The sequence below is a fragment of the Streptomyces sp. GL_141 genome, from assembly GCF_057834385.1.
In genome coordinates this window covers 63778-80426 of record NZ_JBYQMI010000002.1, presented here as the reverse complement: position 1 = coordinate 80426, position 16649 = coordinate 63778, and the positions used below count along the sequence as shown (strand labels likewise).

Genomic DNA, 16649 nt, shown 5'->3' with positions numbered 1-16649 from the left:
GAGCCACCAAATACCCTCCCTTCAGCGACAACCAAGTGGTCGCATCGGGGATCGGGGATCTGTTGATAAGTGCAAGCACCTCCAAAGCGGGTAGAAGGCGCACGGCCGCTGCCATCGTCTTCGCTGCTGCCCTGGGTACCGCAGCTCTGCCGACCGTCACGCTCGGGTCGGCGGCGGCCGCCGAGAGCCCGGTGACGCTTGCCGAGTACGTGATTCCCGGTCGGAAGGTCGCTGATCTGGGAGTGCATGCCTATCTGGCGACGCAGTCCGGCTTCCTGATGCAGGGGGCGACTTCGGAGTCGTTCGTCTGGCGCGCGTACGGGAGCACCCAAGCCACGGAGTTCTCGGTGATACCCGGCAGGCGTCCGTTCGAGGCGGGACCGAACACCATCGCCGTGACCCAGTGGGATCTCGGCGGCCAGGACGTGGTCTTCCGCGACATGCGGGACGGCTCGACCAAGACCATCACTCTTCCGGAATCCCACTCGCTGAAGGCAGTGGTCGGCAACGCACTGCTCACGATGAGCTCCACCGGGAGTCCCGGCTGGCACTGGTTGACCCTGGAGAACGGACAACTGGTCGACCGGCTCATCGCCGGAGTGCCGGCCGATGCGTACGTGGACACCAGCAGTGCTGCAGGCGCCGTGCTTCTGTCCTGGGCTGGCGGTGAGAAACGCACTTGGCTGGCCCCAGGCAAGGACGCCCGACCCGCCCCGGTCGGAGCCCGGATCAAGGGCGACTGGCTGCTCAGACAAAATGTCTCGCAGTTGCCCACCACGATCGAAGCGAAGGTTTGGGACACCAACGGGGCCCTGGCCGAGTCGGACGGCAAGTCCTTGACATGGGGAAGCGAGTCGAACTCTGACTCGGGACCCAGCGTGGAGGGGGTGGTGGCGGATGAGCTGCTGGTACGCGAGTCCGGAGGCCTGTCCACTCGTCCCTTGGACGGGGGACCCGCACGGAAACTCCTGAGTAGGGCAGGTTCGTGGCAGTTCCCGGTCATGGGTGACCGCCTCGTCGTCGACGGCGGGAACACGAGCCTGAAGCAGACCATCTACGCCGTCCAGCCGGGCCAGGACGGCAAGGCCGTAGCCGTGCCGCAGTGGGACGTTCCTCCGCTCAAAGTGACGTTGTCGACCATGAGCATGGAGAACGGACGCCTCCACACTGTCGACCACACACCCTGGAAGCCGTCCTGGCTCCTCGAATACGCCATGCCCGCCGCCGGCGCACCACGGGCGGGCGCCTGGCGTCGCCACCCGAAGGGTGGCCTCGAGTCCAGCCTCGCCGCCCACCAAGTGATCGCCACGGGAGCAGGCGGCGCGGTGATGGCGACCAACCAGTCGGTCGATCACTTCACCGCGGATGGGAAGCGGTCGACGGACAGCATGGCGACCAACCCATATTCCCTCCAGGCGTCCGGCCGCTTCGCGGCGTACGTGCTCGGGTCGGGGCTGAACCCGCGTCCGGTGGAGGTTGTCGACCTGGACCAGCTAAAGCACGTCGGACCCGTTCCGGTGCCTGACGGTGTCTTCTCGCTGTCCGGGTACTGGCTGTGGCGGGAGAAGACCAACGGCATCGTTGAAGCGGTGGATGTGCGGACCGGCTCCGTGGTACGTACTCACACGGTCGCAAACTGCGACATCAAGGCCCTCGAGGCGTGGGGCAGTTCCGTGTACTGGAAATGCGACGCGAAGGCGGGCGTCTACGACACCGCCTCGCGAGCCCAGGTGCCGCTCCCGGCACACAACGACGCCCGTCTGGGCAACGGCTTCGTCGCATGGGAGAAGAACGGCATCCTGAACTCCACCGACCTGCGGGGAACCACGGGAACGCGTGCGATCGGAACACCGGTCCACGCGCAGGCCGGCAGTGGCTGGACGGTGGACAAGCAGAGCGGCCGGATCGCCTACGCCGATGCCGACTACGCGGTGCACGTGGTGGACGCCGGGGTGCCGAACGGGAATTTGGCGGCGATCGACCGGGCAACTGCGGGGGCCTTTGACGCGGCGGGTGGGACGAAGTCCTGGCCGGGGGCCTGGTTCCTGAACCGGACGGCGTCGTCGTGGACGCTGACCATCCGGGCCAAGGCAGGAGGCGCGGTGATCCGTACGATCACCGGTGGTGAGGCACGGGGCGTGATCCGAACGAGATGGGACGGCAAGGACGCCCTGGGCCGCCTGGTCACAAACGGCGGTTACGAGTGGGCGCTGACCGGCAAGCCGGCCGACGGGACCGGGCCGGAGCTGAGGTCCACCGGAACGGTGCAGCTGACCGGTGGCAGCGCGGCGTACCGTGACCTGGCGGGGAAGGACGGGTTCGGGGACCTGGCGACGCTGGACTCCGCAGGTGTGCTCGCCTTCCACGGGGGTGACGGAAAGGGCGGCCTGACCAGGACGAAGGTGACCGGTGCGGGATGGCCGGCCACGTCGACGGTGGTGCCGTTCGGGGACATGAACGGCGACCGGTGCAACGACGTCCTGGTACGGAACTCCGCCGGCAGCCTGCGGCTGTACCAGCCCATGTGCGGGGCGGGCGTCCCGGCGTCGATGGCCTCGAAGTCGCTGGGCACGGGCTTCAACGCATACGACGTCCTGACCTCGGCCGGTGACATCACCGGTGACGGGCGGGCGGACCTGCTCGCACGAGAGACCACTACCGGATACCTCTACCTTTTCGCGCAGGACACGGGTGCGGTGTTCAAGCCGCGGGTCAAGCTTCCCGGGGGCTGGAAGGCGTACAAGCAGGTCGTCGGGGCCGGTGACCTCAACGGCGACGGCAACGGGGATCTGCTGACCGTGGACGCGGCGAACACCCTGTGGCGGCTCGACGGGGCCGGCAACGGAACGTTCAAGGCGCGGGTACAGGTCAACGGGGCCGGCTGGGCCAACGGCCGGGTGCAGTTGATCGGCGTCGGTGACATCAACGGAGACGGCAAGGCCGACGTCGTGTCGCGGAACACGGCGGGCGAGCTGCTGCGCGACAGCGGTGACGGCAAGGGCGGCCTGCTGTCCACGACGAAGATCGCCACCGGCTTCGGCAGCTACAAGGGCATCTTCTAGCGGAGGCCCAGGCTCGCACGGCCGCAGACTCGTCCGTCATCGCCCTCCGCCGGACCCAGGTCCTCGTCCTCATGGAAGGCATGACCTCCGGCACGCGCAAGGCGATCTCCTCCATCCGCTCCACCCTCGCGGTCTACCGGCGCTGCCGCGTCCCGGGCGCCGCCGATCTCGCCGAACCCTGACCGACGGAACTGCTGGGGCTCGCCTTCACGCGTTCGCTGATCTCCAGCCCGCGGGGACCAGGGCGGCAGATCTGCGGCGTCTCGGCCACCGGAGCCCGGGATCGGCGGGGTGATCACGATGACCGTGGACCGGGGCATCCTCCACATCCACCTGCACGGCCTCACCCCCGCCGACACCGACCGCTACGAGCAGGTCCTCACCTTGCTGCGCGACATCACCCCCGCCGTGCAGGCCCTGCCGCCCGACGCCGTCGTCATCGACATCACCGGCGCCCGCCGCTACTTCGGCCAGAACGCCGAAGGCCTCGCCCACCTCGTCCGCCTACGGATCACCGCCCACACGGGACTCCACACCACGATCGAAGCAGGCCCCAACCGCGCCCTGGCCTCGATGGCCGCCGCCGTCACCCCACCCGGAGAGCTGCGCACGATCCCGCCGCGATCCGCGCCTTCCTGAGGCCCCGCCCCGTAGGACTCCTCCACGGCGTCGGGCCGGCCACCGCCAAAACCCTCGCCCTCCACGGCCTGCACGCCATCGGCAACCTCGCCGACGTCCCCCCGCTCACGCTCCAACGACTCCTCGGAGTCGCCCTCGGACGTGCCCTCCACGAAGCCGCCCACGGCCACGACCACCGGCCCGTCCTCGCCGAACCGATCGCCCAGTCCATCAGCGCCGAGCACCGCTTCACCACCGACGAACTCGACCCCGTCGAGCACCACCGCGCCCTCCTCACGCTGACCGGGCACCTCGGCGCCATCCTGCGCGCCGACCGCAAGGCCGCGTCAGCCGTGGCCCTGACCGTGCGCTACGCGGACGGCTCCACCACCACCCGCAGCCGAACCCTCCCGGAAGCCACCGCCCACACCTTCCTCCTCACCCGCACCGCCTACGACCTGTACGCCACGCTCGCCCTGCAACGCGCACGAGTACGAGCGATCTCCTTGCGAGCCCAGGGCTTGCGTGCGGCCGACGAGGCGCCGCGCCAGCTCACCTTCGATCCCGACGTCGACAAGTTGCTGGCCATCGAGGCCGTCGCGGACCGGGCCCGAAACCGCTACGGGGATGGCGCAATCAAGCCCGCTAGCCTGGCTCACGCTGCGCGCTGAACCTCTTGGTCACCTGTATGTGCCGTGGCAGAGCTGGGTGATGGCCGGACTCGTGACCCCGTGCGAGGAGCGGCACAGTTCGGCCATGGAGACACGACCCGGCGCCGGGACCGCAGCCGGGCGGGAGCGCTGAGGAACCGTGGGCTTCGACGTCCGCACCTTGCGCGGCTTCGCCTTCCCTTTGGCCTTCACCTTGGATTTCGAGGTCGGGCGCTGCGGGCTGGACTGCTTCGGCTTCCGTACCGTCCGCACCCCCGAGCCCGATCCGTCGGCCTTCGTCGTGCGGGGCTGTTCCCGGCGAGGGGGCACGGCCGACGGGCTCCCTTCGGGCGCGATCACCATGGCAGGAGCGGGTGGCCGGCTGTCGGGCAGCGACGTCAGCGGCAGCGCCTCTCCCGCCTCGCGGGCGGGTGCGGGGGCCGGGACCGAGGCCTTCGTGTGGTCCTGTGGGGGCTTGTTGTCGGCGGGGGCGACGGAGACGCATCCCGCCGTTGCAAGGAGGACGGCGAGGAGCAGGGGGAGGGTCCGGCGGTTCACATGATCACTGTCGCGCACACCGGACGCGGTACCGCCGAAGGCACGCCCGGACCCGCCCCCTACGACGGCCGCCAACAGCGGCACATCGGCACCATGCCCGTGAACCGACTGCCCGTTCAGGCGGTGGCCCGGGTGGGCAGTGCGATGACGGCGGCGGCGGCGGACGCCCGGTCGAGGGCGGTGGAGAAGGTCTTCGCGACGATGGCGGCTTCCGTGCTCATGGCCTCGATCTCCGCGACGGCCAGAGCGTCGGCCGCGGTACGGGCGAGGAGGTCGAGTGCCTCGTCGTTGCCTTCGACCAGGCGTTGGATCTGCTGGAGCTCCTGATAGCGCAGGTCGGCCCTTCCGGCCTACGCCTGGGTGAAGGCGGAACCCATGATGGGTAAGAGAAACGCTGGGTTCAGGACCTTAAAGCTGGATCAGGCCAGGCCGCCCCTCGTTTGTCTGCCTTGGAGGCCGGAAAAATGCGCTGGCCGTCTCACTCGCGGACGCCGTCGACTTCGTGAAAGTGGGTAGGGTGAAGGGTGCCACGCCAAATTTGGCATCCAGCGTGACACCCTTCCTCTCTGTCCGCAGCTCAGAAATAGGCTCGGCTATCGACCTCTTGGCCTTTGGGTTCTGAAATAGATGCGGGAAAGAACTATCTGAGTGTCTTCATTTGAGGGTCAAGGCAGATCAGTTCGAGATCATTTGCAACCTCCGCCACATATGCGGAGGCTGCATCTGCGCTGCCCCATGCCAACGTGAGGTAGACGTATGGACCGCTCGCCCCTCTATGGAGTGGCGTGGAGGCCCATGGCGTGTCTTCGCCCGCATTCCTGTCGGGCCAGCGATCGATGAGAGCATCTAGGAACTCTGCAATCTTAGGAACGATCGGTGATGGTTCGTCGCTCTCAAGGTAGATCTCAAATAGACGATCATTTTCCCTAACGGCTTGCCGGTAGGTTGCTGGAACATCGCCCTGCCAAACTGCTAGGTCGTAGCTCATTCCCAGTTTCCTCATCTCAATGATCGCTGCTGTATGTCTTACTTGTTTTCGTGTTGAATGGTTGGATTTTCGTAGGGTGCGCAGCTTCGGGCCGGTCTCACCAAGCTTTCGCCCCGCCGTAAAGTATTATGTTCACGTCGTTCTGTGGGAGTAGATCTCCAGGCTTAAGGCCCCAGGGTATCAACTGAGGGGATCGCAGAATTACGCCTCCTTCGTTCGAGAGCTGTCCGTACACTGCCCTCTGCTGAGGGCTCAGTTTTGCGGATCTTCCATTCTTCACCTCGAAGAAGTGAGGCGCACCCAAACTGGGTCCTGGTCTGGTTGCGACAATATCGACGAAGGAATTGTCCCCCTTCTTGCCTTCGAGTTCGACATGTTGTCCCATGATCACATACCCTCGATCCAACAGTTCCTGGACCGCCCTGGCTTCTCCTGCCTTCCCCTTCGCCATACTGCACACGTTGTGTACCAGGATTGGCGTGTCGCCCGCGAGTGCATAATACGTGTGGAGTTCGGCGACGGTGAAGTTGTAGGTCTTGACGTTCTCGGTGAATGCGCGATTGTTTGTTACGCGAACGGTCTTACCTTCACTGGTAAGGAGTGTGAATCCTGGCTCTATGTCGCCTGCGCCAATCCACTCCTTCTGTGAGGGGGACCAGAATGGGTGATCCTTGGTCGCCGTGAGCTTTTCAATTCCAGTGGCCGTCTCGATGGATATCTCGTTAAGGTGCTTTTCGCCTTCCGATCGGGAAAGCTCGGTTACCTTCCGGGCTCCTGTCTTGCCTGATTCCGGATCTGTGGCAACAACTTGATCGCCTACTGCGATGTCTTCAATCTTTTTTGTCGAACCGTCGGCCATGAGTATGAGGGTGCCGGCGAGGAAGCATTGACTTTCGGCCGTGGGCATTCCACCGAAACCTCTAGCGCCGCGTAGAGATCCACCCCCAGCCTTGAAGTGCAAAAGCATCGAGCCAACAAAGCTCGGTACTGTGTACCAGTCAGATGACGTGTTGACGCCATTCTCCAACTTGTCCTGTTCGAATGTCGCTCCGTAGTTGCAGCCACGGTTGTCGAGACCGCCATTTCGGCAATCCTCGTCCCAGATGCTTCCAAAGAGAGAGGCGGTGCTGTAAGCGTTTCCAAGAAGACCGTAGAGGAGTTCCACGACGGGGTCTGAATTGTGTACGTCATAGCTGATGGCATCTTCAGTGGGCGGCTTGCTGTAGCCCGTCCTACATTCAGGATCATTGCCGCATTCGTTGCCGCCGTTGGTGCCCCGGTCGCCGTCCTTGTTGTCGCTGCCGTCGGTGTTGAATTCGTCGGGATGGCAGGAGTTTCCGGAGGCGCCACACATTTCGCGCATTCCGGTGGGGTCGTATGAGGTGATGGGGCTGTTGTTGGCGTAGTTGTAGCCGTTGAGGGATTGGGGGAGGTCGGTGCTCAGGATGGGGTCGACGCTGATGAATTGGCCGGTGGTGGGGTCGTATTCGCGGGCGCCGATGTGGGTGAAGCCGGTGGTGGTGTCGGTGTCGCCGCCGATGAATCCCTTCTGGCCGGGCCAGAAGCCCGGGGCGGTACCACGCTGGGCTCCGTAGGGGAGGGATTTACGCCGGTCGTAGGTGAGGGTGGCGCCGCTGATGGCGAGGGTGTTGGTGCCGTGGTGATCGGCGATGAGGAAGCGGACGCGGCCGTCGGTGCTGGAGCGGATCGCGCTGCCGCCGGGGAGGGTGTAGTAGCGGTTGCCGGTGACCGCGTTGGTGGCCTTGGCGAGGATGAGTTCCTGGCCGCCGGGGAGGTAGAGCGTGGTCGTGGTCGGCTCACGCTTGAGGATCCGGGTGCCGGCGGTGTCGTAGAGGAAGGAAGTGGTCTTCCCCGAGACGGTGGAGGTGGCGAGTTTGCCTTCCTCGTTCCAGGTCAGGGTCTGCGCGGCGGTGGCTGCGGTGTCCTTGGTGGTGAGGTTGCCGGTGGTGTCGTAGGTGTAGGTGTCCGTCCCGGTGGTTCCGCCGGTGGTGGTGACCTTCTGGAGTTCGTGACCTGCGGTCGTGCCGGTGGGGTAGGTGTGGGTGCGCAGGGTGTCGGCGGTTATGGGGCCGGCCTTGTGCTGCTTCTCGGTGGCGCGCTGACCGGTGTCGGTGAAGGTCCAGCTCGTCCAGTACGGGTCGACAGTTCCCAGGTTGGGCGTCCCGGTGCCGTTGACGGGTTTGGTGGTGCAGTTGTCACCCGAGGTCCAGGCCTCGGTCATGCGGCGTGCCCAGTCGTAGGTGAAGCACTGGTTGTCGGTGACTGTGGCGTCGTCTTGCTTGTCGGTGATCCGGGTGATGTTTCCGGCCGGATCGTAGGTGTAGTTGATCTGCGACAAGGTGGACGGGCCAGCGAGGTCGCGGCGGGCTAGGGACTCCGCGACCCGCCGGGTCGCCGGGTCGTACTTGAGGGTGGTGCCGACGATTTTGGCGAGGTTTCCGAAGGTCATGGCCTCGGGTTCACCGAAGGCGGTGTACCAGATGCCTTGCAGGTAAGTCTGGGACAGGTCACCGCTAACGCTCGCCAGCTGGTCCCGCTCGTCGTAGTCGTTGAAAACCGTTTCGGCGGGGAGAGCGGTGGTGGCCTTGCTGTTGCTGGTGCTGTAGGCGGTGGTCAGGGGCAGCCCGTTGACCGGGCTGGTGGTGCTGGTGACGGTGTAGGTGCCGGCGAGTTCTTCTTCGCCGGTGACGGTGGGGACGGTGACCTTGGTGCCGGTGGGCCGGCCGCCGGTGTCGTAGCCGATGACGGTGCTGGTGTAGGGGGCGGTGCCGTCGTAGCGGGTGGTGGTGGCGGGCATGCCCTTGCCGCCGGTGGCGGTGTCGTAGGCCCAGGCGGCGAGCTTGGTCCCGGTGAGCGTGTCCTTGCGCAGGCTGGTCGGGCGGCCGAGCTCGTCGTAGGTGGTGGCAAGCGTGATGCCGCGGGCGTCGGTGACGCTCTCGGCGCGGCCGTCGGCGCCGTATGCGGTGGTGCTTTTGCCCTTGTCGGGGTCGGTGCTCTGGGTCTGGCGGCCGCGGAGGTCGTAGCCGTAGGTCCAGGTGTTGCGCCCGGAGTTGTCCGTGATCTTCGAGAGCAGGCCGGCGCGGTTGTAGGTGTAGGTGTGCTTCTCGTACAAGGTGGCCGCGTCCCCGATGCCAGGGGTGCGGTCCTTGTAGTCACGCCGCTCGATGACGCGCCCACGGGCGTCGCTGACGGCCAGGGTCGCGGTTCCGCCCTGCGGCGGGACGACGGCCTGCCAGTCGGGCCCGTAGGTGGTGCTGGTGCGCCACTGCTCGATGTTCTTGCTCAGCAGGACCGAGGCGGTGGCGCGGCTGCGGTCGTCGTAGAGGGTTTCGGTGGCGCTGGGGATGTCGGCGGCGGCAGTCGTGTTCAGCGCTGTGCTGACCGGCTTGTCGTCCTGGTGGTAGGGGGCGTTGGTCCGGCGGACGCGCCCGTATGCGTCGTAGAAGGTGTCGGTGACGACCCGCCCAGGAGCGCCGACGGCTTCGGTCTGGGTCTGGCGGGGGCGCATCAGGGCGTCGTAGAAGCTGACCGAGGTGCCCCAGGAGCCGTCTTCGTGAAGCTTCTTCGCCGTGACCGTGGAGGAACCCGTCGTGGAGAGCCTGTAGGTGTAGGTGACGTTGGGCTGCTCGCTGGTGGCACGGCCGGCGGCCCAGCCCTTGACGATGCGCCCGAGGGAGTCGTACTGCGAGGTGACGGTTCGGCTGTTCGCGTCGGTGGCAGTCAGGGCCAGACCGCGCAGGCCGTCGAGGGTGCTGGTGGCGATGTGGCCCTTGGGGTTGGTGACGGTGATCTTGGTCGGCTGTGCGCCGGTTGCCGGTGTGTAGGCCGTCTTGGTGACCTCGCCGTCCTGGCCCGTGGCGGTCAGGGCGCGCCCGTACTGGTCGTGTGTGCCCTGTCCGATGGTCTCCCAGACGAGCTGGCTGTTTGCGTCCAGCTTGGAGGCCTGCTCGGTCTTGGTGGCGTTGGCCAGACCGGGTTTGGGGGCCGTGCCGACGGCTTGGCCGTCGTAGGAGGTTCGGACGGCGCCGGTCACGGCCGTGGCGGAGATGGTTTCCGAGCACGGGTTGGCGGTGGTGGAGATGACCTGCTTCGGGTAGGAGATCAGCCAGTTGACCGTATCGGGGGCCGCGTACTGGGTGACCTTGCAGGTGGCCTCGGTCGTGCCTGCTCCGTCGTTGCCTTCGGTCTCCAGCAGCCCGTAGGCCGTGTCGTAGCCGCGGGTGGTGATGGAATCCTGCCAGGTGCCGTCAGCGAGGAGCTTGCTGGCGACGCTGGTCTTGGTTCCGGAGAACCGGGCGACCTTGGAAGCCAGGGTGGGTGCGGGGAGGACGTCGTCGGTATTTGGGTCCGAGTCCGGGTCCGGGTCCGTGATGCCCTTGACCGCCTGCGAGGCGTTGAGGGGCGATATCCACGGGGTGTGGGTTGTCTTCTCCACCACGGGGCCGGCTTCGCCGTCGAGGGTGCGGCTCTCGGAGACCGTGCCTGCGAAGTCACGCCGGTCGGTGATCCCGTTGATCGTTGCGCCCGTGCCGAGGTAGTAGTCGTTTTCGGTGCGGAGCCGGTTGGGTGCGGTGCCGGTCAGGGTGCGGACGGTGCGGTAGCCGCGGAAGTCGTTCCAGGTGCGCTGTTTGTCGAGGGTGAACTCGCCTTCGTCGCGCGCCCAGGTCGGGGCGCCGACGTGGACGTACTTGGTGGTTTTGGTGGGGGCAGCAGCGCTGGGGGTGATGTCCGATTCATCGACGGTGAGGACGAGGTACTTGTGGAAGTAGTCCTTGACCGGATCTTGGCCGCCGTCGCGGGTCCACCAGGACGGGTAGCAGCGCCTGGTGTTGGTGTTGTCGGCAGTGGGCAGGCTGGTCGGCGTGCAGTCCTTGTCGGTGTAGGTGACATGGGTGTTGCCACCGGTCTCGTTGACGACATCGGTGAGGCGCTTCTTGAAGATCGGCGGCCGGCCTTCGGCCGAGTCGACCCGGTTGGGCATGAGGGAACCGGTGAAGGTGGTCGTGAGCGGTGTGCTGTCCCCCAGCGCGCCGGCCTTGCCGGTGCGGGTGACGGAGTCCAGCCACAGGGCGGGCTTGGTCTCGTCGCCGGTGGGCGGGTAGGACTGGTTCAGCGTCCAGGTGTCCACGGGCACGTGGGCGCCGCCGGAAAGGGCGACGGTGTCGATGGACGTCAGGCGCTTGGTCGACCAGAACGACGGGGCCCCTTGCAGGCACTGCGTGTCGACCTTGCAGTTCAGGTAGACGGGCACGTCGGGCCAGTCGAGAGCGTGAGCCTCGTCGAACGTACAGGTCGCCGCCTCGCAGCGGTTGCCGACGGTGAAGTTGACCTGTGCAGGGGCGAGGGCCGGGGTGTAGACCTGGCCGGCGCGCAGGCCGTAGGAGATCTTCTTCAGGGTGCTGTCACGGGTGTAGGTGACAGGGTCGTCGATCTTGCCGTTCTTCGCGTAGTAGGCGCCGTACTTGGTGTAGTAGAGGGCCATGGCGTTGTTGTGCGGGTCGACGACGTAGTCGAGGTTCCAGCGCCAGCCCTGGTTGACGGCGGAGGATGCGAAGTCCGTGGCGTGGCCCTCCTCGTCGGCGTGGTTGCCGAAGACGGGGACCCAGTTGACGGAGTTGGTGATCTCGTCGCCGGTAACCCAGCCGGGCAGGCGGTTCTTGCCGAACCAGTACTGGGTGCCGTCACCGGTGGTGACCTTCCAGTACTCGGAGTCGCTGTCCCCGGAGCCGTTGCCCGGCGAGTCGTAGATCCGCTCGACGAGGGAGCCGTCGTCGTTCGACAGCTTCCACACCTTCTTGACGGCGTCATAGAGCAGCTCGGAGCTGGAGCCGTTCAGCGACATCGTCGCGTTCTCCGACTTCCAGCACAGGTCGCCGCTCTTGATGGCGCTGTTGTTGCCGCCCTGCTTGTCGTTCTCACACGAGGCGTACTTGCGTTCGATGAAGCCGGGGTTGTACTCCCAGCCTTCACCGACCCACGAAGCCTGGTTGTTGGTGGAGCCGGTACGGCCGTCCACGGAGGACGAGCTGTAGTTCAGGGCCACCTTCGGCGCGAGCCCACCGGGCGCCGGAGGCACGCCTATGGGGATGTTCCAAGCGAACGAGCCGGAGTTCCCGCCGGCCGACCAGGAGCCGGACGAGGCGAGGGACGTGGCCTTGAACGATCCTTCGGAGCTGTCCGGAGCGGCATCCGCGAGCAGCACCGCCATACCGCCCGCAGGCGCGGCCAGCGTACCCGGCCCCGACTTCAGCAGGAAGCTCGGTGCCGCCGTCGCCGGCAGATCCACCGAGGCGCTCAACGTCGAGGACTTCGTGTCGTTGTGCGAGGGCAGCGGTGTGCGCTGCAGGCACTCGGGCTTCGACGGCGTCGTCAGCGCGCAGTCGGGCACCAGGCTGAGCCGCAGCGAGGAGCCCCAGGCCGCACCGAACGCGTCCTTGATCTTCGTGTAGTCGACTTCGACTTGGGCGGCCGCGGCCGCGGCGGATCCGTCGGTGCGCTTGACGGACAGAAGCAGGCCGTTGATCCCGGCCTGCTGGGTGGTCTTGTGGTCGGCGACGGTGACCCTCACCCGCGACGGGCCGGCAGCGGCACTCTTGCCTGAAGCACCGGATACGGCGCCCGCGGCCTGGGCGGACTGTGCGACGCGGACGGGCAGGGAGCCGGCCTTCACCGGAGGGCCGGGATTTGCCTTCGCCGACGGCAAGGTTGCGGGCAGCGCGACTTCGGCGCTGCCGGCGGCGGGCCAGCTGACAGGAGCAGGCTTCCACTTCGGCGCCTTGGCCGGAGTCTTGACCGGGCTGGGCTTGACGTCCTTGCCCGGGACGGACTCGTTCTTCTGCACGGGGCGCGGCTTGACGCCGGCCGGGCCGGCCCAGGCCGGCCCGGCGAGCAGCGAAACGGTCAGAGCTGCCGATGTCGCCCCGACAATACCCACCCTGAGTGATCGTTTTCTCTGAAAACGATCACCTCCGAACAATTCGGGCATCACGCTTATCTTTCTGAGCACAGCAAACCCCCCACGGGAATTAAGAGACAGATAAACCCGCAGCCAACACGCCCTGAACGCACGACGCAAGCCTCATCTTGACCGCCGTTGACCTGCTAAAACGCGCCGATCTGTACGGAAGTGGATCATTCCGCATCGGCGGGGTGATGTGAGTTCTGATTCATACTCAGGTCTTGCTATGCCAATGCGAATCACTTCGCCTACTCTGCGGTGATCCATGCCTGGCGTTCTCAGAAAGACTGAAATCTTCATGAACCGACGAAGAGCCGGCGCGCACCTGCCCCGCTCACTCGCAGCCCTCGTGGCCCTCGTCCTCCCGCTCACCGCGGCCGACCTGCTTGCCGAGCCCGCAACGGCCACGGCTGCCGAAGCGGCCCCGGCCGACAGCCCCACTGGCTCTGGCGATGACCACAAGTCCGCATCGGAGGTGAAGGCCTTCGGCCTGGCCCGCGAATCCGGCGAGCCGGTCGAGATCATCGACCGCCGCACGGAGACGACCGAGACGTACGCGAAGCCGGACGGGAGCCTGACGCAGAAGCAGTACACGCTGCCCGTCTGGACCCGCTACGACGCGATGTGGCGGCGGACCGATGACACCGTCATCAAGCGCGAGGACGGCACGATCGGCCCGACGGCCGCGTTCGGCATCACGTTCTCCTCCGGCGGGGACGGGCCGATGGTCGAGATGGACAACCAGGGCAAAAGTCTGGCTCTGACCTGGCCCGGCACGCTCCCCGAGCCGGTGCTGGGGGAGAACACCGCGCTCTACGAGTCCGTGCTTCCCGGAGTCGACCTCAAACTGATCGCGAACGTCAACGGCTTCGCCCAGCACCTCGTCGTCAAAACCCCCGAAGCCGCCGCCAACCCGGCACTGAAGGCCATCAAGCTCGGCATCACCGCGGTGGGTGTCACCCTCGACGACACCGCGGGCGATGAGCTGCTGGCCAAGGACGCGGGTGGCCAGATCGTCTTCAGCGCGCCGAAGCCCACCATGTGGCAGCAGCCCGCCGACGAGAGCCCGGCTCCCCTCGCCAAGTCCGCCACCCAGCCCAAGAGCGTCCTGCTCATGCAGGCAACGGAGCCCGCGGCTCCTCAGCAGGCCGACGTCGGCGCGGACGTCAACGCGAACACCCTCACGCTCACCCCTGACCCCGTACTCCTGGCCTCGGCCACCCGATTCCCCCTGATCATCGACCCGCCCTTCACCGGCGGCAAGACGGGCATCTGGGCGACCGTGTACTCCGCTACCCCCTACTCCGCGTACAAGTGGGGCTCGGGCTGGCAGTCCGACAACCCGGCGGACGAGCCCCGCGTCGGCTACAACGGCACCGGAGACACCCAGGCCTTCTTCTCCATGAAGATGGACGGCCTCCACGGAGCCAACATCCGCGACGCTTCCTTCGCCGTCGTGCAGACCCACTCCTGGGGCTGCGATCCCGCCGCGGCAGGCCCCACCGAACTGTGGGCGTCGAGGAGCATCGAGAGCACCACTCCCACCTGGGCGACGCGCAACAACTTCTGGACCTACAAACTCGACGAACGCAAGTTCGCCCACGGCAACCCCACCTACTGCCCCGGCGAGGAGGGCGCCGACTTCTACTCCCCGGCCCTGACCGCCTACATCCAGGAATCCGCGAACACCAGCGGCAACCCGGTCGCCCTGGGCCTGCGCGTCCCGAACGCCTACCTCGGCAACCACAACAGCTACAAGCGCCTGCGGAACAACCCCGTGCTCCAGGTCGACTACAACTTCGCCCCCGAGGTCCTCGCCACCGGAGCATTCGAAGGCAACTTTGAACCTGAGGGCGACGGCAACAAGCCGGTTCCCTGCGGCGGCATCATCCGCAACAGCGGCCTGGCCCTGACCGCCACCATGCGCGACCGCGACGGCGGGACCGTCACCCCCGGCTTCGAGGTTATGAACACGGCGACCGGCCAGTACATCCCGGTCAACGACGTCAACTCCGTCGGCTACGGCGGCACAGGAACCGCCATGGTCTACGGCAAAGACCTCCCCAGCGGTAGATACAAATGGCGGGCCCTGGCCAAGGACGAAGAGGCTTCGTACAGCCCCTGGACCAACTTCTGCGACTTCACCGTCGACGCCGTCGGACCCAAGTACCCCGTCACCGTCACCCAGCCGAACGGCATCGCCCTCGTCCCCAGCCAGGCACGCGAACCGCTGAAGCTCAAGCTCAAGAACCCGGCCACCGACCTCGCCGGTTTTTGCTGGAGGATGGACCGGCCCATCTCCGTCTCCAGCACCACCTGCGCCGGAGCCAACTGGGTTCCCGTCACCACCGGCGTGAACGAAGCCGTCATCACGGTCGTCCCCCTCGGCTGGCCGCAGAGCACCCTGTACGTCACCGCCTTTGACAAGGCAGGCAATCACTCACCGTCCGACGGCGCGGCCGACACCATCAGCCTGGTGACGACACGGGCACAGTTCGTCTACCCGCCCGGCGAGAGCCCAGAGACCAACACTCCGGCGCCCGTCAGCGACCTGAACGGTGACCTCAACGGTGACGGCTACACCGACATGCTCGCCACCGAACCCGACGGTGGCCTACGCAGCTACACCGGCGACGGAGCCGGACACGTCCAGGGCACCGTCATCGGAGCCTCCGGATGGGACGGTGCGCTGATCGCCCACGGCGGGGACTTCACCAACTTCAGGAGCTCCACCGGCCCTCCGGACGGCTACGAGGATGCCATCGTCCGCCTGAAGACAGGCGAGATGTGGCTCTACCCCGGCGATGGCCAAGGGGCGCTCTTCGGCGCGAACCGCCGCCCGCTGAAGGCGCCGTCCCGGGTGGGCGACGGAGGATGGGCAGTATTCCAGCAGATCGTCACTCCCGGAGACGTGAACAACCGCACCGACTCCGGTTACAAGCAAGGCAACGACCTCCTCGCCCTTGAGTGCACCCACTACACCGGAAGCGTCTGCACGAGCGTCGGCATGCGCCTGTACTCCGGCCAGACCAAGCCCGGCGACAGCAGCCCGGAACAGGCCGAACCCCTCAACCTCCAGGAGATGCCCACCGACATCCCAGGCCCTACCGGAGGCTGGATCAACCACAGCATCGTCATGGTCGCCGACCTGAACGACGATGGCATCAAGGACATCGTCACCCGCAGCAGCGAAAACGTCGCCCTCTACCTTCACCGTGGTCGGATCGCCAATGGTGTCTACAGCGTCGACAGCGCCGGCAAACAACCAGCCACCTACGCCAGTACCGCCTGGGGGCCCAACTCCCGGATCCTGGCCACCAGCCACGGAAATGCTCAGGGAACCGTGGTCACCAAGACCATTCAGGACGGCAGCGCCCAGATCGAGTACAAGGTGTTCCAGCCCACGGCCGGCGACGAACTCGGCGACGTGTGGGCGACCACCCCCGCGGACCCCAACTACAGAGTCAGGTACGTCGGCGACGACGGAACCGGCAAGCTCTGCCCCACCGGCTGCCTCCTTCTCTACCCAGGCGGCACCACAAGCATCGAAGCCGCCCGCCTGGTCGGAGAGAGCGGATGGTCCACCAGCATCAAGGGACTCTTCTGACACTCCCCCCAACCAACCTCTGTGGCCCCCGGCATGCCGGGGGCCACAGCCCTGTTCCGAGGTGTCTGACGGCCTCGCCGGGGGACGTAGCTGGATGACCGCGGCGGGCTGGCTCCCGTACAACCCGAGCCATCGCCGGTAGGTACGCCGTGCGGTTTCCTCGACTGCCCACTCGCCCATGGTCGCG

Annotated in this window: 7 protein-coding genes; 4 read left to right on the top strand and 3 right to left on the bottom strand. The window is 66.5% G+C overall.

Going from position 1 to position 16649, the window contains the following annotated elements:
- The first annotated feature begins 35 nt into the window (after window positions 1-35).
- From AC3IX6_RS39585 to AC3IX6_RS39575, 3 genes are all read left to right on the top strand, one after another.
- A complete protein-coding gene (locus tag AC3IX6_RS39585; RefSeq protein ID WP_489371736.1) occupies window positions 36-3062 on the top strand; it encodes an FG-GAP repeat domain-containing protein in 3027 nt (1008 codons plus the stop codon).
- A gap of 300 nt (window positions 3063-3362) precedes the next feature.
- Window positions 3363-3701: a Y-family DNA polymerase gene (locus tag AC3IX6_RS39580; RefSeq protein WP_489371838.1), complete on the top strand. Its 339-nt coding sequence runs from the start codon at window positions 3363-3365 to the stop codon at window positions 3699-3701.
- On the top strand, window positions 3686-4351 hold the full coding sequence (locus AC3IX6_RS39575; RefSeq protein WP_489371837.1) for a DNA polymerase Y family protein: 666 nt from the start codon (window positions 3686-3688) through the stop codon (window positions 4349-4351). Before AC3IX6_RS39580 ends, AC3IX6_RS39575 begins: the two co-directional genes overlap by 16 nt.
- A 9-nt stretch (window positions 4352-4360) precedes the next feature.
- Here the strand turns inward: AC3IX6_RS39575 and AC3IX6_RS39570 are convergent, their stop codons facing one another.
- The 3 genes from AC3IX6_RS39570 to AC3IX6_RS39560 all read right to left on the bottom strand — a co-directional run bounded on the left by AC3IX6_RS39570 (window position 4361) and on the right by AC3IX6_RS39560 (window position 12882).
- Window positions 4361-4888, bottom strand: coding sequence for a hypothetical protein (locus AC3IX6_RS39570; protein WP_489371735.1), 528 nt, complete (start codon window positions 4886-4888; stop codon window positions 4361-4363).
- 640 nt (window positions 4889-5528) lie between these two features.
- The gene (locus AC3IX6_RS39565; RefSeq protein ID WP_489371734.1) at window positions 5529-5876 is read right to left on the bottom strand and encodes a hypothetical protein; all 348 of its coding nucleotides are present in this window, start codon (window positions 5874-5876) and stop codon (window positions 5529-5531) included.
- 97 nt (window positions 5877-5973) lie between these two features.
- Window positions 5974-12882, bottom strand: a complete 6909-nt coding sequence (locus AC3IX6_RS39560) for a polymorphic toxin-type HINT domain-containing protein (protein ID WP_489371733.1) — start codon at window positions 12880-12882, stop codon at window positions 5974-5976.
- Window positions 12883-13153: 271 nt separating this feature from the next.
- Between AC3IX6_RS39560 and AC3IX6_RS39555 the strand changes: the two genes are divergently transcribed.
- Window positions 13154-16462: an FG-GAP repeat domain-containing protein gene (locus tag AC3IX6_RS39555; protein ID WP_489371833.1), complete on the top strand. Its 3309-nt coding sequence runs from the start codon at window positions 13154-13156 to the stop codon at window positions 16460-16462.
- Window positions 16463-16649: the final 187 nt, after the last annotated feature.

What these genes read in the sequence shown, in the direction of transcription:
- AC3IX6_RS39560 (WP_489371733.1), bottom strand. Translation starts at nt 12,882, where the DNA reads ATGCCCGAATTGTTCGGAGGTGATCGTTTTCAGAGAAAACGATCACTC.
- AC3IX6_RS39565 (WP_489371734.1), bottom strand. Translation starts at nt 5,876, where the DNA reads ATGAGCTACGACCTAGCAGTTTGGCAGGGCGATGTTCCAGCAACCTAC.
- AC3IX6_RS39555 (WP_489371833.1), top strand. Translation starts at nt 13,154, where the DNA reads ATGAACCGACGAAGAGCCGGCGCGCACCTGCCCCGCTCACTCGCAGCC.
- AC3IX6_RS39580 (WP_489371838.1), top strand. Translation starts at nt 3,363, where the DNA reads ATGACCGTGGACCGGGGCATCCTCCACATCCACCTGCACGGCCTCACC.